Genomic DNA, 21436 nt, shown 5'->3' on the forward strand with positions numbered 1-21436 from the left:
ACCGGCCGGGTGCAAAGACAAGCCGATGTGTGGACGTTTCGCCCTGACAATCTCCAGCGTCGACCTGCGCGACGTCTTCTCCGGTCTCGATTTCGAAGATTTTCCGGCGCGCTACAACATCGCGCCGACGCAACCGATCCTCGTTGTCATATCAGGCGAGGGCAGGGAGCAGGGCAGCAACTTGGCCGACCGGCGCGCCGTGCTCGTGCGCTGGGGCCTGACGCCGGGTTGGGTCAAGGATCCGAAGGATTTCCCGCTGCTGATCAACGCGCGCTCCGAAACCGCGATCGGCAAGGCCTCCTTCCGCGCCGCCATGCGTCATCGCCGCGTGCTCATCCCGGCCTCCGGTTTCTATGAATGGCATCGTCCGTCGAAGGAAAGCGGCGAGAAGCCGCAGGCCTACTGGATCAGGCCGCGCCGGGGTGGGGTCATCGCCTTTGCCGGGCTGATGGAGACATGGTCCTCGGCCGACGGGTCCGAGGTCGATACCGGCGCGATCCTGACGACATCAGCCAATTCAGCCATATCAGCGATCCACGATCGCATGCCCGTCGTCATCAGACCTGAGGATTTCACGCGCTGGCTGGATTGCAAGACTCAGGAGCCGCGCGAAGTGGTCGACTTGATGCAGCCGGTTCAGGATGATTTCTTCGAGGCCGTACCGGTCTCCGACAGAGTCAACAAGGTTGCCAACATGGGCCCCGACCTGCAGGCGCCGGTCGTCGTCGAAAAGCCGCTGAAGGCGCCCGACAAGCAAAAGCCTGACGGCGGCCAACTCAGCTTCTTCTGAACACTATCCGCCATCCCTGCAGGCCGTCGGCGACCTATCGGCGCCGACGTCTCACATAAGCGACGGCGATACATCGCTTCCTCCATCAGGTTTTTCGCGTTGTGCTTGGTCGCCAGAGCGTTGTCGGGAGATTTCCGACGATCGCCTCGTCATTCGCTTCGTCAGCGGTGCCTAACGCATGTAACCCGAAAGCACGCGTGATTCCAATTTGAAGCCTTCCGCTTCAAGCGGATTTTTTGACGCTGGTCGGCTTATGCTTCGCCATCAGCGATGCTGCGGCAACAGCCTTCAGGCCGACGGGGCGATAATTGGCGGCGAGGTCTGGCTTGGCCGCCTGCTGTTCGCCGGTACTGCTCTTCTTCGAAGTCACGATACTCTCCTTGCGTGATTCTTCCCTGGGTATTTTATAGTTTGATGTTTCATCACGAATAGCGACAAAACGGGGGCGTCGCTTATCAGGATTTGTAAACGCGCACCATAATTCGCGAGGCTTAACTGAAGCCTACGTTGGTTAATACTTACTGAAGAGAGCAGTTCCAATAAAAGTCTGAAAGCGGTTTTCTGGGGAAAAGCGCAGAACAGCTTCATCCGGATAAAACGCATGCTTTTCCCGGGGATACGTCAGAACGAAGGGAGAGAAGCATTTCCGTCATTCCAAGAAATCCGGAAATGCTAGGAGATCAGATGTGCCGGCCGATATCGTCGTCGCCGATGCCCGGCTCCTCGATCGTCAGCGTCCCGTATTTCCGCCGCCATTTACGGGCGCCGAAGGGAAGCGATACGAGGTAGGCGGCCACGGTGAAGACCATCACCTCCCAGGTGTAGCTCATCAGCAGAGCCACATAGAGCACGACGCCGAGCATCATCGGCAACACGAGGTCGCGCCGCAAGCGGTTGCCTTCCGATTTGCCCGACCAGACCGGCAGCCGGCTGATCAGCAGGAAGGCGATGAGCACGGTGTAAATCGACGAGATATAGGCGAAGGTGCGATCCGTCGCCAGCCCGAGGAAGCCGAGATAGACCGGCAGCAGCACAAGCATGGCGCCGGCCGGCGCCGGCACGCCGACGAAATATTCCGATTGCCAGCTCGCCTTGTTCTCGCGTTCGGCCATGACATTGAAGCGGGCAAGGCGAAGTCCGGCGGCGATGGCATAGATCAGCGCGGCGATCCAGCCGAGCGAGCGCGCCTGGTCGAGCGCGAAGACATAGACGACGAGGGCGGGTGCGACGCCGAAATTGACGATGTCGGCAAGCGAATCCATCTGCGCGCCGAACTTAGAAGTCGCCTTCATCAGCCGCGCTACGCGCCCGTCGATACCGTCGAGGAAGGCGGCGAGCAGCACCATGGAGACGGCGAGCTCGTAACGATTCTCGAAAGCCAGCCGGATGCCGGTCAACCCGGCGCAGATCGCCAGAATGGTGATAAGGTTCGGAAAGACGAGCCGGAGCGGGATTTCGCGCAGACGCGGGCCGCGGGCGGAATCATCCGGCCCATTGGGCTCGAAAGGCGGAAAAGGCGTTTCCATATCGCGTTCCAATCGTTCCTAAGGCAATTCCAGCAACAGTGCGTAGCGCTTCTGCACTTCCGTGAAAAGCTCACCCGCTCTAACTGCGGCGGCTGATGACGGGACCCTTGGCGGAGGCGAATTCGGCGATGACGGTTTCTCCCGCAACCGCCGTCTGGCCGAGCGAGACGCGCGGCGCAGCACCGGCGGGCAGGAATACGTCGAGCCGCGAGCCGAAACGGATCAGCCCGAAGCGCTCGCCGGCATCCACCGGCTCGTTGGGGTTTGCCCAGCAGAGGATGCGCCGCGCCACGAGGCCGGCGATCTGCACGACGCCGATCTGGCCGTGGCGGGTTTCGATCACCAGCCCGTTGCGCTCATTGTCCTCGCTCGCCTTGTCGAGCTCGGCGTTGACGAAGCTGCCGGAGCGGTAGTTGATGCTGATGATGCGCCCGCGCATCGGCGCCCGGTTCACATGGCAATTGAAGACGTTCATGAAGACCGAGATGCGCAGCATCGGCTCGGAGCCGAGGTTGAGCTCGGCCGGCGGGGTCACCATCTGGATCGCCGAGACCTTGCCGTCGGCGGGAGAGATCACCAGGTCGTCGTCCTGCGGGGTCACGCGCTCCGGATCGCGGAAGAAATAGGCGCACCAGAGCGTGAAGATCATGCCGATCCAGAAGAGCGGCTTGAAGATCCATCCCAAGACCAGCGATGCGACGAAGAAGGCGGCAACGAAGGGATAACCCTCCTTGTGCACGGGGACGATCGTGTTGCGAACCGTGTTGAACAGGCTCATGGCTGCCGGTCTCCTTGCGTTTTCATTTTTGCTGGTTAGCGAAAAACCGTCTCCGGGGCAATGCTGCGGCATCGGCCCTGGTTCCCACGCCGGGTTTCTGAACAACAAAAGCCGGCCGGCGTCGGTTTCCCCCTCAGCTTGCCGGAGCAAGTCGTGTTATCACGCCGAGGTCGTCGCTTTCGCGCACCTGCTTCAGATGTTCCTCCGCCTGTGTCGCCTCGCGCTGGCGGTTCCACATCGAGGCATAAAGGCCGTTCCTTTCGAGGAGGGCTGCATGTGTTCCGCGCTCGGCGATCTCGCCGCTTTTGAGCACGATGATTTCATCGGCGCTGATGACAGTCGAAAGCCGGTGGGCGATAACAAGCGTCGTGCGGTTCTTCGAAACCAGGTCGAGTGCTTCCTGGATTTCTCGTTCCGTCGTCGTGTCGAGCGCCGACGTCGCCTCGTCGAGGATCAGGATCGGCGGCGCCTTGAGGATGGTGCGGGCGATCGCCACCCGCTGCTTCTCGCCGCCCGAAAGCTTCAGCCCGCGCTCGCCAACCTTGGTTTCGAAACCCTCGGGCAGCGTTTCGATGAAATGTGCGATCTGCGCCACCTCGGCCGCTGCAAAGACCTCGCCGTCGCTGGCCGATGTGCGGCCGTAGCGGATGTTGTAGGCGACCGTGTCGTTGAAGAGCACTGTATCCTGCGGCACCATGCCGATCGCCGTACGCAGGCTCTTCTGCGTCACCTTGCGGATATCCTGGCCGTCGACGGTGATCGCGCCGCTCTGGATATCGTAGAAACGATAGAGCAGGCGCGACAGCGTCGATTTGCCCGCACCCGACGGACCGACGACGGCGACCGTCTTGCCGGCCGGCACCTCGAAGGAAATGCCCTTCAGGATCGGACGGGCCGCGTCGTAGGCGAAATGCACGTCCTTGAAGGAGATCGCGCCCTGGCCGATCCGAAGTTCGGTCGCATCGGGCGCGTCTTTGACTTCGGTCTGCACCTCAAGCAAATCGAACATCTGCTCGATATCGGTCAGCCCCTGGCGAATTTCCCGGTAGACGAAGCCGATGAAGTTGAGCGGTACGGAAAGCTGCAGCAGCATCGAATTGACGAAAACGAAATCGCCGACCGTCTGCTCGCCGCGCTGCACGGCCAGCGCCGACAGCACCAGCATGATGGTCGTGCCGATGCCGAAGATGACGCCCTGGCCGAAGTTCAGCCAGCCGAGCGAGGTCCAGACATCGGTTGCCGCCTTCTCGTAGCGTTCCATCGATTTGTCGAAGCGCTTGGCCTCCATCTCTTCATTGCCGAAATATTTGACGGTCTCGAAATTGAGGAGGGAGTCGATCGCCTTGGTATTGGCGTCGGTATCGCTATCGTTCATCGACCGGCGGATGGCGATGCGCCAGTCGGATGCACGGATCGTGAACCAGATATAGGCCCAGACGGTAAAGGCGGTAACGGCGAGATAGGAGAAGCCGTAGCCCCACCAGAAGATCACTGCCGTCAGCAGGAATTCGATGACGGTCGGGACCGAATTGAGGATCGTGAAGCGCACGATCGTCTCGATGCCCTTGGTGCCGCGCTCGATGATGCGCGACAGCCCGCCGGTCTTGCGCTCCAGATGGAAGCGCAGCGACAGCTCGTGCATGTGCACGAAGGTCCTGTAGGCGAGCTGGCGCACCGCATGTTGTCCGACGCTGGCAAAGAGCGCGTCGCGCAGCTGATTGAGGCCGAGCTGGATCAGCCGGGTGATGTTATAGGCGATGACAAGCGCGATGGCGCCGGCCAGCAGCGGCGGCACCGAGCCGGCAAGATCCATCCTGCCGTTCAGCGCATCGGTCGACCATTTGAAGAAATAGGGAACGAGCAACAGTACGAACTTGGAGATCAGCAGAAAGACCGAAGCCCAGACGACGCGCATCTTGAGGTCGGGCCGGCCGGCCGGCCACATATAGGGCCAGAGGTTGAGAAGCGTCTGCGGCAGGTTGGATTCCGAGACTGTCTTGCCGTTTGCCATGATTGTCTCCAGCCCGGAAGGGCTTGCCGCGATTGCGGCGATTCGATGCCGGCAAGAGCGCGGAACCGGGACGTGCCTGAAAGCGCTTCCCACAACCCGCAGCCGCCACCGCCAGATAGGGTGCCGGGCGGACGAATACAACAATTGCTGGGGTAAGGAAACGACGAGGCCGGGCGCTCATCCCGCCCGGCCTCGTCGTGTTGTTTTGCAGCTTAGAGATGCTGGCCGGACATGCGCTTGCGGTGCAGCTCTTCGGCATTCGGCAGTACATCCTTCGGCAGGCCGAAAATCTGGCCAGGGCGGATGCGATCGGGATTGATGATCTTGTCCTCGTTGGCGATGTAGATCGTCGTGTAGCGAACGCCGAGACCATAGGTACGGCGCGAGATCTGCCAAAGCGTGTCGCCGCGGCGAATGATGACCGCCGCGTTGTTCGCCGTCAGCGGCGCCTGTTCGATCGTCTTCGGCTGGTTGCTTCCGACCTCGTTTGCAGACGGCGTTGCCGGCGCGGGTGCGGCGGTGAGCTCGGCAATCATCCCGCCCAGCTTGACGAGTGCGGCGCCGACCGACTTCGCATCCCCAGGCAGGCCCTGCAGCAGCTTCAGCGCATTGCCGGCGACCTGCGAGGAGGAACCGGACGATTGCTTGAAGACATCTGGCGCATCAGCGGCCGGGCGGAAATCGGCGACGGAGCGCAGCGCGAATTCCGTTGCCGAGCGCGCCGCCGCAAGCTGCTCGGCGCCTGGCAGCTTGCCATCGGCAAACAGTCCCTTCAGCAGGCCGAAGGCCTTGCCGACTTCGACTTTGAGTTTGCGGAGCTCGCCTTCGTCGAGCGGCACCATCGAGGAAGCGCCGTTGGCGTCGGCGGGTGCCGATTGCGCGGCGACCCTCACCTGATCGCCGGCGGGGCGATTGAAATTCACCGACGCACGCACGATCACCTTGCCAGTGGGATCGACGACATCGACGCGGATCTTGTGGTCGCCGACCGAAAGCGCCACCACACCGTCGATGACGAAATGGCCGTCGGAGCCGGCGGTATCCTGGCCGACGAGGCTGTCGTCGGCATAACCGATGACCTTGGCATTGGAGCGCGTCGTGCCGGCAATGAAGATCTTGTTGCCTTCGATCTCGACGGCATTGACCATCACGTCGGGTGCATTCGTCTTATCCGGTGCGGCAGTGCCGGGAATGGCCGGTGCCGTATCAGCGCCGCCGGAGGGTGTGTCGGTGAGGTTCGGCGTCTGCAGCGCCAGCTCGCCGGTTGGTGCAGCCGAGCTTTCACCGGTTGCCGGCTTGTCCGCAGGCGGCGCCATCGGATTGGAGGCATCGGCAACTTCGGTTCCGGCCTTCGGCGCGGTGATGATGCGGCTCGCCGCGCCGGGTTTGGAAACCATGGCGAGCAGATTGGCGCCATTGCCATCCTTCGGCACGGAAATGGTCGCGACTTCTTCGGAAAGCGTGCTCTTGCCGTCCTTGCCCGTGAACTTGAGCACCAGCTGGTGGTCGCCGGCTGGAAGCGGATCGTCGAGAACGGCAGCAAAATCGCCACTCGCATCGACATTGGCCGTCGTCACCACCTTCTCGCCGTCGAGCACCTCGAGCTTGCCGTTCGGTTCGGCGGAACCGGCAATCACCGTCGATCCGTCGGGCTCGACGCGCAATACGTCGAAGGCGGGAAGTTTCGGGCCGGTATTTTCCGCTGCCGTATTCGCCCCAGGGGCGGTCTCCGGCGCACCGGTCAGCGCAACCTCGGCCTTGGCGATCGCGGCAAGCGCATCGGCGATGTTCTCGGGCAGCGACCGGACGATGGCGAGCGCCTTCGCGCCACCGTCCTTGGCCTTGGCGGCAAGGGTCTGGGTCGCGGGATCGAGGCCCTCGGGAATAGTGAAGCCGGCAAGTGCGGTCAGCGCGTTGACGGCCTTGGTCTTGGCGGCAGTGAAGACATCGATGGCAGGGCCTTTGCCGTCGGCAAACAGCGCCTTGAGCTCGCTGAGCGACACGCCGGCATCGGCCGAAAGGCGGCCGACCTGATCGGCGACCGCAGCCGCATCGCCCACAGCGGAGCGCGATGTCTTTGACGCCTCGTTAACCGTGTTCTTGAGCTCCGTGCTCGCCTGGTTGATGGCGTCGCCGACCTTGGTTGCATCGCCGCCGATACGCGGCATGACGACAAACACCATCAGTAGGATTGCGATTGCGAGGACTGCAAGAGCCAGCAAGCCGGCACGGTTCTTCATCATTATGTCTCCCAGAGCGGCAATTTGCCGTAATACCCAAAATTGCTAGCGATTCCCGTTGCTTTCCACAAGCATTCAAAGCAATTAGGCAAGCTAGGCACGCTGCTTTTCAGTCAATTTTCTTGACTGCATTGAAATGGAATAGTTGTTTTGCCCTCATGACCGAACAATCTGTATCGATTCGATCCATCTGCGTTTACTGCGGCTCCAGGCCGGGACGCGATCCTTCCCACATGGCGGCCGGGCGTGCTCTCGGAAGAGAGATCGCCGAATACGGCCTGCGCCTCGTCTATGGCGGGGGTACCAAAGGCATCATGGGCGCGGTTGCCAGCGGCGTGCTTTCAGGCGGCGGTCAGGTCACGGGCATCATTCCCGAATTCCTGATCGATATGGAAGCGACTCGCCACTCGCTGAGTCAGCTGAACGAACTCATTGTAACCCCTGACATGCATGCGCGCAAACACACCATGTTCGAGCGCTCCGATGCCTTCGTCGCGCTGCCCGGCGGCATCGGCACGCTGGAGGAGATCGTCGAGATCATGACCTGGGCGCAGCTCGGCCGCCACGAGAAGCCGATGGTCTTCGCCAACGTCAACGGTTTTTGGGATCCGATGATGGAACTGATGCGCCATATGACCGAAGAAGGCTTCCTGCACACCGCCCACCGGGTGCAGCCACTCGTCGTCGACGAGATCCCCGGCATCATTCCGGCGATCATGGCCCAGGCAGCCCAGCTCGCCGCCGATCGTGACGGCGAGGACGAGGTGATTTCGAAGATGTAGGGATTCAATGCATGTCGCCCAAAAGTGTCCAGCGGTTTTGGGACAAAGACATGCATAAAACAAAGACCTGAAGCGCGTCGCATGAATCCGATTCGACGTGACGCGCTTTAGCGCCTCAGCGCCCGCGGCTTCCCTTCAGCATCGACCAGCTATAGAGGAACAGCCCCGCCCAGATCAGCGGGAAGGCGATCATGCGCGCCGTGCCGAATGGCTCGTGGAAGACGAAGACGGCGATCAGGAAGATCATCGTCGGCGCGATATACTGCATGATGCCGATCGTTGAGAGTTTCAGCAGCTTGGCGCCGTTTGCATAGATCATCAGCGGCACGGCGGTGATGACGCCGCAGCCGAGCAGCAGGGTCGTGTCGGCAAGACCGGTGCGGTACAAATGGCCCTGGCCGCTGCCGAATTCCAGATAGAGAATGTAGAGGAGGGCCGGCCCGCTGAGGATCAGCACTTCCAGGAAGAAGCCCTGGTTCGGCCCGAGCGGCAGCGTCTTGCGCAACAGGGCGTAGAACCCCCAGCTGATCGCCAGTGTCAGCGCCACCCACGGGATGCCGCCGCTGTCCAGCGCGAGAATGGCGACGGCAAGCGCCGCAAGCGCGATCGCCGCGATCTGCAGCGGTTGCAGCTTTTCCTTGAGGAACACCGCGCCGAGGAAGATGCTGAACAGCGGATTGATGAAATAGCCAAGTGCTGCGTCGAGGGAATGGCCGGCGCCGATCGCCCAGACATAGGTGCCCCAGTTGACGGTGATCAGCGACGCCGTCAGCGCCGCCATCGCCAGCATGCGCGGCGAACTGAGTGCTGCGCGGATATCCTGCGTGCGCCCGAGCACGATCAGCACGATGCCCGCCAACGGCAGCGACCAGATGATACGATGGGCGATCACCTCGGCCGGCGAGATATGCGCCACCGCCTTCATGTAAATCGGCAGAAAGCCCCAGAGCAGATAGGCCGTCAGCGCGAAGGCGAACCCGCGCGGACTGTCTTCGTTCTTGGCCAACGGAACGGATGCATCGGTCGACATCGGTGTTTCCATCTTTGTTCTTCTTCTGATCCGGCCTAGCTTAAGCGCCGTGAATAGGCCAATTCATTTCGTTGAATGAAGGGTAGAGGATTTGAACCCGGAGACGAAGCGATGGACGAGAAGATATCCGACGCCCTTGGCTGGAAGACGAAGTCCGAAGGATGCGAATGGTATTCGGGCGAGGGCTGGGACCCCTCCGCCGAGCCGCGGAAAAGGTTTATTCCGCCGCGATCTTGCCCGCCAGCTGCCGGTTCTTCATCAGCTTGTAGATGACCGAATCCATCAGCGCCTGGAACGAAGCGTCGATGATGTTCTCCGAGACGCCGACCGTCCACCAGCGCACCCCGTCGCTGTCGGTGGATTCGATCAGCACGCGGGTGATCGCCTCCGTGCCGCCATTGAGGATACGCACCTTGAAATCGGCGAGCACCAGATCGTCGATCTCGTGCTGGTACTTGCCGAAATCCTTGCGCAGCGCGAGGTCGAGCGCGTTGACCGGGCCTTCGGCATCGGCAACTGACATCAGCGTCTGGCCGTCGATGGTGATCTTGACCACCGCCTCCGAGACGATCTTCACACGGCCGAGACTGTCGAAGCGGCGCTCGATCATCACGCGGAAGCCTTCGATGGTGAAGAATTCTGGGATCGTGCCGAGCGTGCGGCGGGCCAGCAGCTCGAAGCTCGCATCCGCGCCCTCATATGCATAGCCGATCGATTCACGTTCCTTGACGATCGAGATCAGCAGGTCGAGCTTCGGATCGTCCTTGGCGACCTCGATGCCGCGCCGCTTCAGCGCATTGATGAAGTTCGCCTTGCCGCCCTGGTCGGAGACCATGACCTTGCGGAAGTTACCGACGGTTTCAGGCGGCACGTGTTCATAGGTCCGCGGATCCTTGAGCAGCGCCGATGCGTGGATGCCGGCCTTGGTGGCGAAGGCTGAGGCGCCGACATAGGGCATCTGGTGATCCGGCGAGCGATTGAGCAACTCGTCGAAAGCATGCGAGAGCCGGGTGAGGTTGAGCAGCCGCTCCTCGTCGATCGCCGTTTCGAAACGGCTGTTGTAGGCGCTCTTCAGCGCCAGCGTCGGGATCAGCGTCACCAGATTGGCATTGCCGCAGCGCTCGCCGATGCCGTTCAGCGTACCCTGGATCTGCCGGACGCCGGCGTCGACGGCGGCAAGCGAATTGGCAACCGCCTGACCGGTATCGTTATGCGCATGGATGCCAAGACAGTGGCCGGGAACGCCTGAGGCGATCACCGCCTCGACGATGGCGCGCACCTCCGGCGGCTGCGTGCCGCCATTGGTGTCGCAGAGTACAACCCAGCGGGCGCCACTCTCATAGGCCGTCTTGGCGCAGGCGAGCGCATAGGCCGGATTGGCCTTGAAGCCGTCGAAGAAATGCTCGCAATCGACGATCGCCTCCTTGCCTGCGCCAACCGCCGCTTTGACGCTTTCGGCAATGCATTCGAGGTTTTCCTCGTTGGTGCAGCCGAGCGCCACCGCGACATGATAATCCCAGCTCTTGGCGACGAAACAGATGGCGTCGCTTTTGGCCTGCAGCAGCCCGGCAATGCCGGGATCGTTGGAGACCGAAACGCCGGCCCGCTTCGTCATGCCGAAGGCGACGAAGCTGGACTGGCTGGTGCGCTTCTCGCTGAAGAAGGCGGTATCCGTCGGATTGGCGCCGGGAAATCCGCCCTCGACGTAATCGAGGCCGAACTCGTCCAGCATGGCGGCGATCGCAATCTTGTCCTCGACGGAGAAATCGACGCCGGGCGTCTGCTGCCCGTCTCGGAGCGTCGTGTCGAAGAGGTAGATGCGTTCTTTCATGTCGTTTCCTCCCGCCAGGCGGGTTGTTATGGAGTGCGGATGCTGCCCCTCATCCGGCTGCAGCCACCTCTCCCCGTTATGACGGGAGAAGGGATATGCCGTATCGCGGGGCACGTCCCCTCTCCCCGCGGGCGGGGTGAGGGTTAGGGTGAGGGGCTGCCCCCAATGCTAACGATCAGTCTTGCTTCCCGGCAAACTTATCCGTCGCCCGGATCAGTTGGTCGAGAATCCCGGGCTCCGAATAGGCATGGCCCGCGCCCTCGATCAGGTGGAACTCCGCCTTCGGCCAGGCCTTGTGCAGCAGCCAGGCATATTTGGCCGGGCAGGGCATGTCGTAGCGGCCATGCACGATGACGCCGGGAATATTCTTGAGCCTGCCGGCATCGCGGATCAGCTGTCCCTCGTCCATCCAGCCGGCATGGACGAAGAAATGGTTCTCGATGCGCGCAAATGCATAGGCGAATTCCGGCTCCTCGAACTTGAAGCTCGTCGAAGGTTCCGGCAGCAGCGTGATCGTTTCGCCTTCCCAGATGCTCCAGGCCTGCGCCGCCGCGAGGCGCACATTCCTGTCCTCATGCGTCAGGCGGCGATGATAGGCATGCATCATCTCATGCCGCTCTTCCGGCGGAATCGGCGCGATGAACCGCTCCCACTTGTCAGGGAACATCTCCGAGACGCCGAATTGATAATACCAGTCGAGCTCGGCCTTGGTCAGCGTATAGATGCCGCGCAGGATGAGCTCGGAGACGTGCTGCGGATGCGTCTCGGCATAGGCGAGCGCCAGCGTCGAGCCCCAGGAGCCGCCGAACACCTGCCAGCTGTCGACGCCGGCCATCTCGCGCAGCCGCTCGATATCGGCGACGAGGTGCCAGGTCGTGTTGGCATGCAGTTCCGCATGCGGCGTCGACCTGCCGCAACCGCGCTGGTCGAACAGCATGACGTCGTAGAGGGCGGGATCGAAGAGCCGGCGATGGGCGGGCGAGATGCCGCCGCCCGGGCCGCCATGCAGGAAGACGGCGGGCTTGGCGCCAGGTGTTCCCGAGCGCTCCCAATAGATCACATGGCCATCGCCGACATCGAGATGGCCGGAAGCATAGGGCTCGATTTCGGGATAGAGCGTGCGCAGTATCTCGGTCATATCTTCACGCCTTTCGCGGGCCAGACTTCGGTGTCGTGATCGGGATGCTGGAAGGAGATAATCGCCTCCTGCCGGGAGTAGAAATCCTGATCCTTCAGCACCGGAGCCTCGAAGATCTCCTCGACCCAGGGCAGGCGGGCCTCGTAGTTGACCTGGATCAGCGGAGCGAGGTCGCTGCGGTCGTCGAAAGTGCCGATCGCAAGCTCCAGCCCGCCCGGATGACGATAGGTCATCGGCGTGCCGCAATTGTTGCAGAAGCCGCGTTCGATATTGACCGAGGACTGGAAGTAGCTCGGCTCGCCGCGTGTCCACTCCATCCCTTCCTCAGGCGCGGTGACGAGCGCCGAGAAGAAGCCGCCGAACTGCTTCTGGCACATGCGGCAATGGCAGATCGAGGGTCGCCCCAGCCTTCCTGAGATGCGGAAGCGCACGGCACCGCACTGGCATCCGCCTGTCTTGATTGTGTCCGTCATGAGGTTTCTCCGAGGGGCCAATTTTGCGTGTCGTGGTCGGGGTGTTGATGGTTGCTTGCCGCGATCGCATTCTCGCGGTCGGGCGTTTCAGGCTGTGGTTCCAGCGGCAGGCCGTCCAGCGCGTGAAACCAGGACATCTTGCGGCCGGTGTTCGATTGCATCACCGGCTTGACCGCATCGGGATCATCAAGTGAGCCGAGAGTGATGTTGATGAATTCCGCGTCCGGAATGTCATAGAACAGCGGCGTGCCGCAATCGCCGCAGAAGCCGCGCCGCACCAGATCCGAGGACTGAAACCATTTCGGCGCGCCGCGCGTGAAGGTAAAATCGCTGCGCATCACGCCGGCAAGCGGCATGAAATAATTGCCCGCCGCCTTCTGGCACATGCGGCAATGGCAAAGATGGGGATAGCCGAGTTCGCCTTTGGCGCGGTAACGCACCGCCCCGCACTGGCACCCGCCGCTTTTGTCTGATTCCGTCGTCATCCGATCTCCTTGGGTGGCCATGCCTGCGTCTCATGATCAGGATGCTGGCAGGAGACAAGCTCAAGCAGGAAGGGGGCGGCTTGCGCATCCTCTTCCGTCCGGTGGCCCGGCAATTCGTGCAGATGATCGACGAAACCGATCTTGCCCTCGATGCCGAATTGGATCACCGGCGGAAACGCCGAAGGGTCGTCAAAGGCGCCGGCGGCAATCGCCATTCCATCCGGCGCCTCGTAGGTTAGCGGCGTGCCGCAATCGCCGCAGAAGCCGCGCTCGACGAAATTGGAAGAGTGGAACGTCTTCCGCTCTCCGCGCGTCCATTCGAAATCGGCGCCGCGCACCGAGACCAGCGGCGCATAATAGGCACCGAACGCCTTCTGGCACATGCGGCAATGACAGATCGACGAATCCTTGGTGTCACCGCTGACGCGGAAACGGATCGCTCCGCATTGGCAGCCGCCGGTATAGGTGGTCATCTCTTGACCTCCCACGTCGTCACGCGCTCGCCCGTTACCGCATCCTTGCCGTCCTTCAACTGGATGCCCTTCGCCGTCAGTTCGTCGCGGATCTTGTCGGCCTCGGTGAAGTTCTTCGCTTTCAGCATTTCGAGACGCATTGCGACCAGCGCATCGACCGCCGATGCGACGGCTTCGTCGATTTCCATCTTTTTCGGCAGCAAGCCCAGCAGGTCGGCCGTTGCGGCAAAGACGGCACTGGCTGTGGGATCCGTATGCGCAGCTTGCGCCAACGCATGCAATGCCTGCACCGCGGCCACCGTATTGAGGTCGTCGGAAAGCGCGTTCAGCACGGATTCATCGGGCGCCGCATCGCCGACTTCTGCCGCCGGCCATTTGGCGAGCAGACGTTCGGCTTCTTCCAATCGCTTGATCGAGAAATCGATCGGCTCGCGGTAATGCGTCATCAGCATGGCAAGGCGCAGCACCTGGCCCGGCCATTTGCGGCCGCCGAAGGTTTCCGTGTGCAGCAACTCGTGGATGGTGACGAAATTGCCTTCGGATTTCGACATCTTGCGGCCTTCGACCTGCAGGAAGCCGTTATGCATCCAGACATTCGCCATCACCTCGGTACCGTGGGCGCAGCGCGACTGGGCGATTTCGTTTTCATGATGCGGGAAGATCAAATCCAGCCCGCCGCCGTGAATGTCGAAGACATTGCCGAGATAGCGCTTGCTCATCGCGGAGCATTCGATGTGCCATCCGGGCCGGCCACGGCCCCATGGGCTCTCCCAGCCGGGCTCGTTGTGGCTCGACAATTTCCAGAGCACGAAATCGCCAGGATGCTTTTTGTGTGCGTCGACAGCGATGCGGGCACCCGCCTGCTGCTCGTCGAGCGGACGCTTCGAAAGCTGACCGTAATCCGCCATGGATTTGGTGTCGAACAGCACTTCGCCCGATGCAACATAGGCATGGCCGTTGCCGATCAGCTTCTCGATGATCTCGGTCATTTCGACGATATTGTCGGTGGCGCGCGGCTCGAAGCTTGGCTCCAGGCAGCCGAGTTCGGCGACATCGGTGTGAAATTGCGTCTCAGTCTTTTCCGTGACCGCGCGGATCGCGTCGTTGAGCGGCAGGCCCGGATGGTCCCGAAGCGCCCGCGCATTGATCTTGTCGTCGACGTCGGTGATGTTGCGGGCATAAGTGACGTGGTCTTCGCCATAGACATGGCGCAGCAGCCGGAACAGCACGTCGAAGACGATGACCGGCCGGGCATTGCCGATATGAGCGAAGTCATAGACGGTCGGGCCGCAGACATACATGCGGACATTGTTTGGATCGATCGGCGAAAAGACCGATTTTTCCCGTGTCAGCGTGTTGTACAGCTTCAGTTCCGGCGTCGCGTCCATTTCACTCTCCCAAATGCACGATCAGAAAAATATCGCGACCGGCGGACCGGGGCGTTTCGCATCTTGACTATTTGGGAGACGAAAACGGCCGGGCCAGCGCTCGCGCTAGCGAATAATCTTCCGGCAGATAATGCAGATAACCGTTTTCATGGCGGGTTTTATGGCCCGGTTCGCGCTTCCGGTCAAGGGGGCGAAGAGCGATCCAGCGGCAACAGGATCCATCCATCCGATGAATCGATTGCAGCAACCAACGTCTTTGAAACCAGTTGGCGCGCCCGTTAAATTCGTCCGCCATTTTCGCGGCACAAATCTCGCATAGCCGATTGAGAAGCTGTTGAAAATAGGGAGGAAGGGATGCGGAGACTTGCCCGATCGATGATCGGAGCGACTGCAGTTCTGGCGGTCGCATTCGCTGCATATTTCGCATACGATTTCGGGATGCTTCGCTTCAACAATCCCTCTCTCAGCAACTATCCAATCCAGGGCATCGATGTCAGCCATCACCAGGGCGATATCGATTGGAAGGTTGTTGCCACGCAGCCGAACGTCCGCTTCGCCTTCATGAAGGCGACCGAAGGCGGAGACCATCGGGATTCCAAGTTCGCCGACAACTGGCAGCGCGCCGGCGATGCTGGAGTGGTCAGGGGCGCTTATCATTTCTTCAGCTTCTGCCGCCCGGGCAAGGATCAGGCGCAGAATGTCCTCGCGACCGTCCCGAAGGAGCAGGGAACTCTGCCGATCGCCGTCGATCTGGAGTTTGTCGGCAATTGCAACAAAATCCCGACGCTCGAGGAAATGGTTGCCGAGGTGAACGCCTTTTTCACCGAGTTGAAGGGCACTTTTCCGGAAAAGCCTATTTTCTACGTCACCCAGGAGTTCTTCGATCAATATCTGAAAGGCAATGAATCACGCTTCCCCGACCACTATCTGTGGCTGCGCAGCGTGTTCAGGGAGCCGAGGCAGGCAGAATGCAGCCGTTGGTCGATCTGGCAATTTGCCGACAACGGCACCTTGGACGGCATCCAGGGACCGGTCGACCTCAATGCGCTATGCCCGTCGGAAGCGGGCCTGGCGCATCTGTTCCCAGCAGCTGCAGCGAAGTAAGACTCAAGCTTATTCAGGCAGCCGGTAATCGACGAGCTTGTTCTCCCGGACGATGAACAGCTTGCCCGTCTCGGTCACCCCGGGCCCCAGCAACGGCAGGATCGCCTTTGCGACGTCGGACGGATGCGGCAGCGTCTGCGGATCTTCGCCCGGCACCGCCTGCGCCCGCATCGCCGTGCGTGTCGCTCCCGGATCGACGCTGGTGACCCGTAGCGGTGTGCTTTGGCTCTCTCCGGCCCATGTGCGTGCCAGCGCTTCGACGGCGGCCTTGGAAGCGGAGTAGGCGCCCCAGAAGGGGCGGCACTTGTGGGCAGCACCCGATGACAGGATCACCGCGCGGCCGGCATCCGAGCGGGCCAGCAGCGGGTCGACCGAGCGGATCAGCCGCCATGTCGCGGTGACGTTGATGGTCATCACCTTCTCGAACACTTTCGCTTCGATATGGCCGATCGGCGAAATGACCCCAAGCACGCCGGCATTGGCGACGAGGATGTCGAGTTTGCCCCAGCGCTCGAAGATCGAGCCGCCGAGCGCATCGATCGCATTCATGTCGGCAAGGTCGAAAGGCACGAGCGTCGCCGTGCCGCCGACAGCCTTGATCGCATCGTCGAGGTCCTCGAGCCCGCCAACCGTGCGTGCGCAGGCAATCACATGAGCGCCGGCTTTGGCAAGTTCCAGCGCTGTGAAATAGCCTATGCCACGCGACGCACCGGTAACGAGTGCGATCTTGCCCTCAAGATTGATATTCATGATGTCGTGTTCCCTCACGAAGGGAGAGAGGTTCGATTGAACCCCTCGGGATGGGACAATGGAAAAGCCGGCGCGCCGTGTCAGCCGTTGCTGGCAAGCATCGAAATCTTGTTGCCCATGGACTCGCCGTTCTTGTCGAGCAGGCGGGTCGGATAGTCGCCGGTAAAATAGTGGTCGGTGAACTGCGGCCGAGCCGGGTTGCGATCTTCACCGCCGACAGCGCGATAGAGGCCGTTGATCGACAGGAAGGCGAGCGAATCGGCGCCGATGTATTTGGCCATGGCTTCGACGTCGGCATACTGGTTTGCCAGCAGCTTTTCGGCATCGGGCGTGTCGATGCCGTAGAAATCCGGGAAGAAGATCATCGGGCTTGCGACGCGGACATGGACTTCGCGCGCGCCGGCTTCGCGGATCATCTGCACGATCTTGAGAGACGTCGTACCACGCACGATGGAATCATCAACCAGCACCACGCGCTTGCCTTCGATCATCGCCCGGTTGGCCGAATGCTTCAGCTTTACGCCGAAGGCGCGGATCTGCTGCGTTGGCTCGATGAAGGTGCGCCCGACATAATGATTGCGGATAATGCCGTATTCGAAGGGAATCCCGCTCTGCTGTGCATAGCCGAGTGCTGCCGGCGTGCCGCCATCCGGCACCGGCACGATCACGTCGCCATCGACGGGCGATTCCTTGGCGAGGTTCATGCCCATGCTCTTGCGCGTCGTATAGACGTTGCGGCCGCCGACGACCGAGTCCGGGCGGGCGAAATAGACATATTCGAACAGGCAGAGGCGCTCCGGCTGTGGCTTGCTAGGCTTGCGTGCATCGATGCTGATCGAGCCGTCGGGCTGGATTTCACAGATGATGACCTCGCCGTTCTCAACGTCGCGGATGAACTTGGCGCCGATAATGTCGAGCGCGCAGGTCTCCGAGCAGAAGATCGGCTTGCCGTCGAATTCTCCCATGACCAGTGGGCGGATGCCGGTCGGGTCGCGCGCGGCAATCAGCTTGGTGCGCGTCATGGCGAGCATCGAATAGCCGCCTTCCATCTGGCGAATGGCATCGATGAAGCGGTCGGATGTGGAAGCGTGGCGGGAGCGGGCGATGAGGTGGAGGACGACCTCGGTATCGGAGGTCGACTGACAGATGGCGCCGGTCGCGATGATTTGGCGGCGCAGCGTCAGGCCGTTGGTGAAATTGCCGTTATGGGCAATGGCGATGCCGCCTTCTTCCAGTTCGGCAAAGAGCGGCTGCACGTTGCGCATGGCCACTTCGCCGGTTGTCGAGTAGCGGGTATGACCGATCGTAATGCTGCCGGGCAGGCGGGCGAGCGTCATCGGATTGGTATAGTGGTCGCCGACGAGGCCCATGTGGCGCTCTTGATAAAAGCGCTTGCCGTCGAAGGAGACGATGCCGGCCGCTTCCTGTCCGCGGTGCTGCAAGGCATGCAGGCCGAGCGCCGTGAGCGCGGCGGCATCGGGATGTCCCAGAATTCCGAAAACCCCGCATTCTTCATGCAGCGTATCTCCGTCGAGCGGATCGTCGGTCGGGAAGGAATGGGACTGGTTCATTTCTGCGGGCCTCTGCTCTCACAAGAATGGATCGGCATTTCCAGAAATAGCTGAGCCCGGCGGAGCTGGAATGCTCGGCCGGACCCTCATTTCATGTCCCGCTCAAATGGCAATTGCCGGAAGGCGGGTCAAGCTCTTGAACACTGTGTCAATTCGCCGGCTGCTGCGCGCCGCCTGCAGGCGCGGTCGGTGCGTCTTCCGCCGGAGCCTGGTCGCCCGTCGGCGGAGTGGTACCTTCGGCGCCCTGTGCCGGCGGCTGCAGCTTATCACGGATGCTTTCCGGTATCATCTGGGCAAATTGCTCCGGCAGAATCGATTTCAGCTTCACGACCATCGAATCCAGGAAGGGCTTCGACTTCGCTTCGTTGACCCAAGCCGGACGGTGGTCGGCATCGACGAGCCAGTTCCAGAAGGCGACGGCGACGACCAGGAGCAGCACGCCGCGCGCTGCCCCGAACAGGAAGCCGAGCGTGCGGTCGAGCGCGCCGACACGGCTGTCGATGATGAAATCGGCGATCTTCATCGTGATGAAGGAGATGACGATGAGCGCGATCAGGAAGACGACCGCTGCCGAACCGACGATCGCGATACGGTCGTCATCGGTATATTTCTTCGCATAGGGCAGCAGGTACGGATAGAGATAATAGGCAGCGGCGGCCGAACCGCCCCAGCTCGCGATCGAGAGGATCTCGCGCGAAAAGCCGCGGACCATCGCCAGCACGGCGGAGAAGAGCACGACGCCGATGACAATACCGTCGAAAATCGTAATGGGCATGTAAATTCAACTCCAGGACTGCCGCTTGGCGGCCGTGTCGTGCCTTATCGTGTGCTCCTATATCATCACCACTCTTGGCAATGAAAGGATCAAACGTCGTCTTCCACACGCAGCGCTCCCTTCGATCCGGCGATGCGCGCGACCAGATCCGGCAGGCTTCCAACTTCGCTCCAGCGCCCGCCGGGGCCCTTCGGCAATTCGGCGGAGGCGGACGGAAGCAGCGCTGCGGAAAATCCCAGCTTCTCGGCTTCCTTGAGACGCTGGGCGGTGTGCGCAACCGGCCGGATGGCGCCCGACAGGCTGACTTCGCCGAAATAGACGCAATCGGCGGGAAGGGCAATACCGGCAAGCGAGGAAACGAGCGCCGAGGCGACGGCAAGATCGGCCGCCGGTTCGGAGATGCGGTAACCGCCGGCGACGTTAAGGTAGACGTCGTGCTGGCCGAGCCTGACGCCGCAATGGGCTTCCAGCACCGCAAGGATCATCGACAGCCGGGCCGAATCCCAGCCGACCACGGCGCGCCGCGGCGTGCCGAGCGAGGTCGGCGCCACCAGCGCCTGCACCTCGACGAGAATGGGGCGGGTGCCTTCCATGCCGGCAAAGACGGCAGCACCCGGCGATTTTTCGTTGCGCTCACCAAGGAAGAGCTCGGAAGGATTGGCGACTTCGCGCAAGCCTTTGTCGGACATTTCGAAGACGCCGATCTCGTCGGTCGGGCCGAAGCGGTTCTTGACTGTGCGCAGGATGCGGTAGTGATGGCCGCGATCGCCTTCGAAATAGAGCACGGCGTCGACCATGTGCTCGACGACGCGCGGCCCGGCAATCTGCCCGTCCTTGGTTACGTGGCCGACGAGCACCATGGCGGCCCCCGTCTGCTTGGCGAAACGGATCATTGCTTGGACGCCGGTGCGCACCTGCGTCACCGTTCCCGGCGCCGATTCGGCAAGCTCGCTCCACAGCGTCTGGATGGAATCGATGATGACGAGGTCCGGCCGCTTGCCCTCGGCGAGCGTCGCCAGAATATCCTCGACATTGGTTTCGGCCGCCAGCATCACGTCGGTATCGGCCGCCGCAAGGCGTTGTGCCCGCAGCCGCACCTGCGCCACGGCTTCTTCGCCGGAGACGTAGATGATCTTGTGGCCGCGCCGCGCAAGGGCGGCGGCGGCCTGCATCAGCAGCGTCGATTTGCCGATGCCGGGATCGCCGCCGATCAGCACCGCCGAACCGCGCACGAAACCGCCGCCGAGCGCCCGGTCGAGCTCCGACATGGCGGTATGGATACGCGGTGCCTCTTCGATCTCGCCGGAGAGTGCCGTCAGCGCCACTGGTCGGCCCTTCTTCGGCGTCTTACCAGGACCGGAGCCGATCCCGCCCATCGGGTCTTCCTCGACGATGGTGTTCCACTCGCCGCAGTTCTCGCATTTGCCGGCCCAGCGGTTATGAACCGTGCCGCAACTCTGGCAGATGAATTGTGTCCTGGCCTTCGCCATCAATTACTCTTTCAGTCCGGGTTCGCGAGCGACGCGACGCGCCGCTTCATCGAATCATTGTCGTGCTTGAGATAATGGCTATCGCAACGGATCAAAACTAATGATTTCCCCATCAGCGCACCCATGCCTATCCTTTGCTCCTCATTCGGAACGGTGGAAAATGTTCGATTATTCGTTTGCGCACTGGCTTGCATTTCTTTCGGCGGCGGTTCTGCTCAATCTCTCGCCCGGTCCCGACATCGCTTTCATCCTCGGTCACACGATGAAAAGCGGAAAACGTGCAGGTTTTTCCGCGCTGTTCGGCGTCTGGTCCGGCGCCTGCCTGCATGTGCTGATGGCCGCACTCGGCCTCTCGGCCATACTTGCCGCTTCCGCCGTCGCCTTCTCGACAGTCAAATGGATCGGCGCCGCCTATCTCGTCTGGCTCGGGATTCAGGCTTTGCGCTCCGGTGGCGGCGATGGCCTGATAAAGGCTGCTGGTGAAAGTTTGCCGGTGGCAAGGATCTACCGGCAGGGAATTCTGGTGTCGCTGCTCAATCCCAAAGTGGCGATATTCTTCCTGGCCTTCCTGCCGCAGTTCGTCGTCGAAGGGGCAGGGCCGGCATGGGCGCAACTCATGCTGCATGGCGCGCTCATCATCGTCGTCGCTGCCTTCATCGAACCGCCGCTCGTCCTTCTCGGCGGGCGCCTTGCGGATGCAATCAGGCATAATCAAAAAGTCGGACTCTGGCTCGACCGCGGCCTCGGTGCGCTTTTCGTGGCGCTCGGTGTCCGTCTCGCCCTCAGCAGCCGCTGAGTAGG

20 protein-coding genes are annotated in these 21436 nt (G+C 61.7%); 4 read left to right on the plus strand and 16 right to left on the minus strand.

Annotated elements, in window-relative coordinates:
• Positions 1-25 precede the first annotated feature (25 nt).
• A complete protein-coding gene (locus tag AC244Q_RS05860; RefSeq protein WP_128407190.1) occupies positions 26-790 on the plus strand; it encodes an SOS response-associated peptidase in 765 nt (254 codons plus the stop codon).
• A gap of 223 nt (positions 791-1013) precedes the next feature.
• Here the strand turns inward: AC244Q_RS05860 and AC244Q_RS05865 are convergent, their stop codons facing one another.
• The 5 genes from AC244Q_RS05865 to AC244Q_RS05885 all read right to left on the minus strand — a co-directional run bounded on the left by AC244Q_RS05865 (position 1014) and on the right by AC244Q_RS05885 (position 7348).
• On the minus strand, positions 1014-1160 hold the full coding sequence (locus AC244Q_RS05865) for a hypothetical protein (RefSeq protein WP_003558132.1): 147 nt from the start codon (positions 1158-1160) through the stop codon (positions 1014-1016).
• 310 nt (positions 1161-1470) lie between these two features.
• Positions 1471-2316 carry a CDP-diacylglycerol--serine O-phosphatidyltransferase gene (gene pssA, locus AC244Q_RS05870; protein WP_012756808.1) on the minus strand — a complete coding sequence of 282 codons (846 nt, stop codon included), beginning with the start codon at positions 2314-2316 and terminating at the stop codon, positions 1471-1473.
• Positions 2317-2395: 79 nt separating this feature from the next.
• The gene (locus AC244Q_RS05875; protein ID WP_012756809.1) at positions 2396-3094 is read right to left on the minus strand and encodes a phosphatidylserine decarboxylase; all 699 of its coding nucleotides are present in this window, start codon (positions 3092-3094) and stop codon (positions 2396-2398) included.
• Between the two features lie 133 nt (positions 3095-3227).
• Positions 3228-5105: an ABCB family ABC transporter ATP-binding protein/permease gene (locus tag AC244Q_RS05880; RefSeq protein WP_113547987.1), complete on the minus strand. Its 1878-nt coding sequence runs from the start codon at positions 5103-5105 to the stop codon at positions 3228-3230.
• Between the two features lie 212 nt (positions 5106-5317).
• Entirely contained in the window at positions 5318-7348 is a 2031-nt protein-coding gene (locus AC244Q_RS05885) for a LysM peptidoglycan-binding domain-containing protein (RefSeq protein WP_128407191.1), read from the minus strand.
• 155 nt (positions 7349-7503) lie between these two features.
• On the opposite strand from AC244Q_RS05885, the gene AC244Q_RS05890 reads away from it, so the two are divergent.
• Positions 7504-8127, plus strand: coding sequence for an LOG family protein (locus tag AC244Q_RS05890; protein ID WP_128407192.1), 624 nt, complete (start codon positions 7504-7506; stop codon positions 8125-8127).
• A gap of 115 nt (positions 8128-8242) precedes the next feature.
• Here the strand turns inward: AC244Q_RS05890 and rarD are convergent, their stop codons facing one another.
• From rarD to cysS, 7 genes are all read right to left on the minus strand, one after another.
• Positions 8243-9157, minus strand: a complete 915-nt coding sequence (gene rarD / locus AC244Q_RS05895; RefSeq protein ID WP_128407201.1) for an EamA family transporter RarD — start codon at positions 9155-9157, stop codon at positions 8243-8245.
• Positions 9158-9374: 217 nt separating this feature from the next.
• Positions 9375-10988, minus strand: coding sequence for a citramalate synthase (gene cimA, locus AC244Q_RS05900; RefSeq protein ID WP_113547984.1), 1614 nt, complete (start codon positions 10986-10988; stop codon positions 9375-9377).
• A gap of 175 nt (positions 10989-11163) precedes the next feature.
• Positions 11164-12126, minus strand: coding sequence for a prolyl aminopeptidase (gene pip, locus AC244Q_RS05905; protein WP_128407193.1), 963 nt, complete (start codon positions 12124-12126; stop codon positions 11164-11166).
• Positions 12123-12599 carry a GFA family protein gene (locus tag AC244Q_RS05910; RefSeq protein ID WP_017993513.1) on the minus strand — a complete coding sequence of 159 codons (477 nt, stop codon included), beginning with the start codon at positions 12597-12599 and terminating at the stop codon, positions 12123-12125. The genes pip and AC244Q_RS05910 overlap by 4 nt, the downstream gene beginning before the upstream one ends.
• Positions 12596-13084 carry a GFA family protein gene (locus AC244Q_RS05915; protein WP_128407194.1) on the minus strand — a complete coding sequence of 163 codons (489 nt, stop codon included), beginning with the start codon at positions 13082-13084 and terminating at the stop codon, positions 12596-12598. Before AC244Q_RS05915 ends, AC244Q_RS05910 begins: the two co-directional genes overlap by 4 nt.
• Complete coding sequence (locus AC244Q_RS05920; RefSeq protein WP_113547981.1) at positions 13081-13557, minus strand: GFA family protein; 477 nt, start codon at positions 13555-13557, stop codon at positions 13081-13083. The genes AC244Q_RS05915 and AC244Q_RS05920 overlap by 4 nt, the downstream gene beginning before the upstream one ends.
• Positions 13554-14945, minus strand: coding sequence for a cysteine--tRNA ligase (gene cysS / locus AC244Q_RS05925; protein WP_113547980.1), 1392 nt, complete (start codon positions 14943-14945; stop codon positions 13554-13556). Before cysS ends, AC244Q_RS05920 begins: the two co-directional genes overlap by 4 nt.
• 354 nt (positions 14946-15299) lie before the next feature.
• On the opposite strand from cysS, the gene AC244Q_RS05930 reads away from it, so the two are divergent.
• Entirely contained in the window at positions 15300-16049 is a 750-nt protein-coding gene (locus AC244Q_RS05930; protein ID WP_128407195.1) for a glycoside hydrolase family 25 protein, read from the plus strand.
• A gap of 9 nt (positions 16050-16058) precedes the next feature.
• Here AC244Q_RS05930 and AC244Q_RS05935 read toward each other — a convergent pair whose 3' ends face one another.
• The 4 genes from AC244Q_RS05935 to radA all read right to left on the minus strand — a co-directional run bounded on the left by AC244Q_RS05935 (position 16059) and on the right by radA (position 20635).
• Positions 16059-16799, minus strand: a complete 741-nt coding sequence (locus AC244Q_RS05935) for an SDR family NAD(P)-dependent oxidoreductase (protein WP_113547978.1) — start codon at positions 16797-16799, stop codon at positions 16059-16061.
• An 80-nt stretch (positions 16800-16879) separates the two neighbouring features.
• Positions 16880-18370, minus strand: coding sequence for an amidophosphoribosyltransferase (gene purF, locus AC244Q_RS05940; protein ID WP_017993519.1), 1491 nt, complete (start codon positions 18368-18370; stop codon positions 16880-16882).
• Positions 18371-18518: 148 nt separating this feature from the next.
• On the minus strand, positions 18519-19145 hold the full coding sequence (locus tag AC244Q_RS05945) for a CvpA family protein (protein WP_128407196.1): 627 nt from the start codon (positions 19143-19145) through the stop codon (positions 18519-18521).
• Between the two features lie 89 nt (positions 19146-19234).
• Positions 19235-20635, minus strand: a complete 1401-nt coding sequence (radA, locus tag AC244Q_RS05950; protein ID WP_128407197.1) for a DNA repair protein RadA — start codon at positions 20633-20635, stop codon at positions 19235-19237.
• A 160-nt stretch (positions 20636-20795) separates the two neighbouring features.
• On the opposite strand from radA, the gene AC244Q_RS05955 reads away from it, so the two are divergent.
• The gene (locus AC244Q_RS05955) at positions 20796-21431 is read left to right on the plus strand and encodes a LysE family translocator (protein ID WP_012756825.1); all 636 of its coding nucleotides are present in this window, start codon (positions 20796-20798) and stop codon (positions 21429-21431) included.
• Positions 21432-21436: the final 5 nt, after the last annotated feature.

Source organism: Rhizobium sp. CB2179 (assembly GCF_057653455.1).

What these genes read in the sequence shown, in the direction of transcription:
- rarD (WP_128407201.1), bottom strand. Translation starts at nt 9,157, where the DNA reads ATGTCGACCGATGCATCCGTTCCGTTGGCCAAGAACGAAGACAGTCCG.
- AC244Q_RS05945 (WP_128407196.1), bottom strand. Translation starts at nt 19,145, where the DNA reads ATGCCCATTACGATTTTCGACGGTATTGTCATCGGCGTCGTGCTCTTC.
- radA (WP_128407197.1), bottom strand. Translation starts at nt 20,635, where the DNA reads ATGGCGAAGGCCAGGACACAATTCATCTGCCAGAGTTGCGGCACGGTT.
- purF (WP_017993519.1), bottom strand. Translation starts at nt 18,370, where the DNA reads ATGAACCAGTCCCATTCCTTCCCGACCGACGATCCGCTCGACGGAGAT.
- AC244Q_RS05915 (WP_128407194.1), bottom strand. Translation starts at nt 13,084, where the DNA reads ATGACGACGGAATCAGACAAAAGCGGCGGGTGCCAGTGCGGGGCGGTG.
- cimA (WP_113547984.1), bottom strand. Translation starts at nt 10,988, where the DNA reads ATGAAAGAACGCATCTACCTCTTCGACACGACGCTCCGAGACGGGCAG.
- AC244Q_RS05920 (WP_113547981.1), bottom strand. Translation starts at nt 13,557, where the DNA reads ATGACCACCTATACCGGCGGCTGCCAATGCGGAGCGATCCGTTTCCGC.
- AC244Q_RS05880 (WP_113547987.1), bottom strand. Translation starts at nt 5,105, where the DNA reads ATGGCAAACGGCAAGACAGTCTCGGAATCCAACCTGCCGCAGACGCTT.
- AC244Q_RS05875 (WP_012756809.1), bottom strand. Translation starts at nt 3,094, where the DNA reads ATGAGCCTGTTCAACACGGTTCGCAACACGATCGTCCCCGTGCACAAG.
- pssA (WP_012756808.1), bottom strand. Translation starts at nt 2,316, where the DNA reads ATGGAAACGCCTTTTCCGCCTTTCGAGCCCAATGGGCCGGATGATTCC.
- AC244Q_RS05885 (WP_128407191.1), bottom strand. Translation starts at nt 7,348, where the DNA reads ATGATGAAGAACCGTGCCGGCTTGCTGGCTCTTGCAGTCCTCGCAATC.
- AC244Q_RS05935 (WP_113547978.1), bottom strand. Translation starts at nt 16,799, where the DNA reads ATGAATATCAATCTTGAGGGCAAGATCGCACTCGTTACCGGTGCGTCG.
- pip (WP_128407193.1), bottom strand. Translation starts at nt 12,126, where the DNA reads ATGACCGAGATACTGCGCACGCTCTATCCCGAAATCGAGCCCTATGCT.
- cysS (WP_113547980.1), bottom strand. Translation starts at nt 14,945, where the DNA reads ATGGACGCGACGCCGGAACTGAAGCTGTACAACACGCTGACACGGGAA.
- AC244Q_RS05860 (WP_128407190.1), top strand. Translation starts at nt 26, where the DNA reads ATGTGTGGACGTTTCGCCCTGACAATCTCCAGCGTCGACCTGCGCGAC.
- AC244Q_RS05910 (WP_017993513.1), bottom strand. Translation starts at nt 12,599, where the DNA reads ATGACGGACACAATCAAGACAGGCGGATGCCAGTGCGGTGCCGTGCGC.
- AC244Q_RS05890 (WP_128407192.1), top strand. Translation starts at nt 7,504, where the DNA reads ATGACCGAACAATCTGTATCGATTCGATCCATCTGCGTTTACTGCGGC.
- AC244Q_RS05930 (WP_128407195.1), top strand. Translation starts at nt 15,300, where the DNA reads ATGCGGAGACTTGCCCGATCGATGATCGGAGCGACTGCAGTTCTGGCG.
- AC244Q_RS05955 (WP_012756825.1), top strand. Translation starts at nt 20,796, where the DNA reads ATGTTCGATTATTCGTTTGCGCACTGGCTTGCATTTCTTTCGGCGGCG.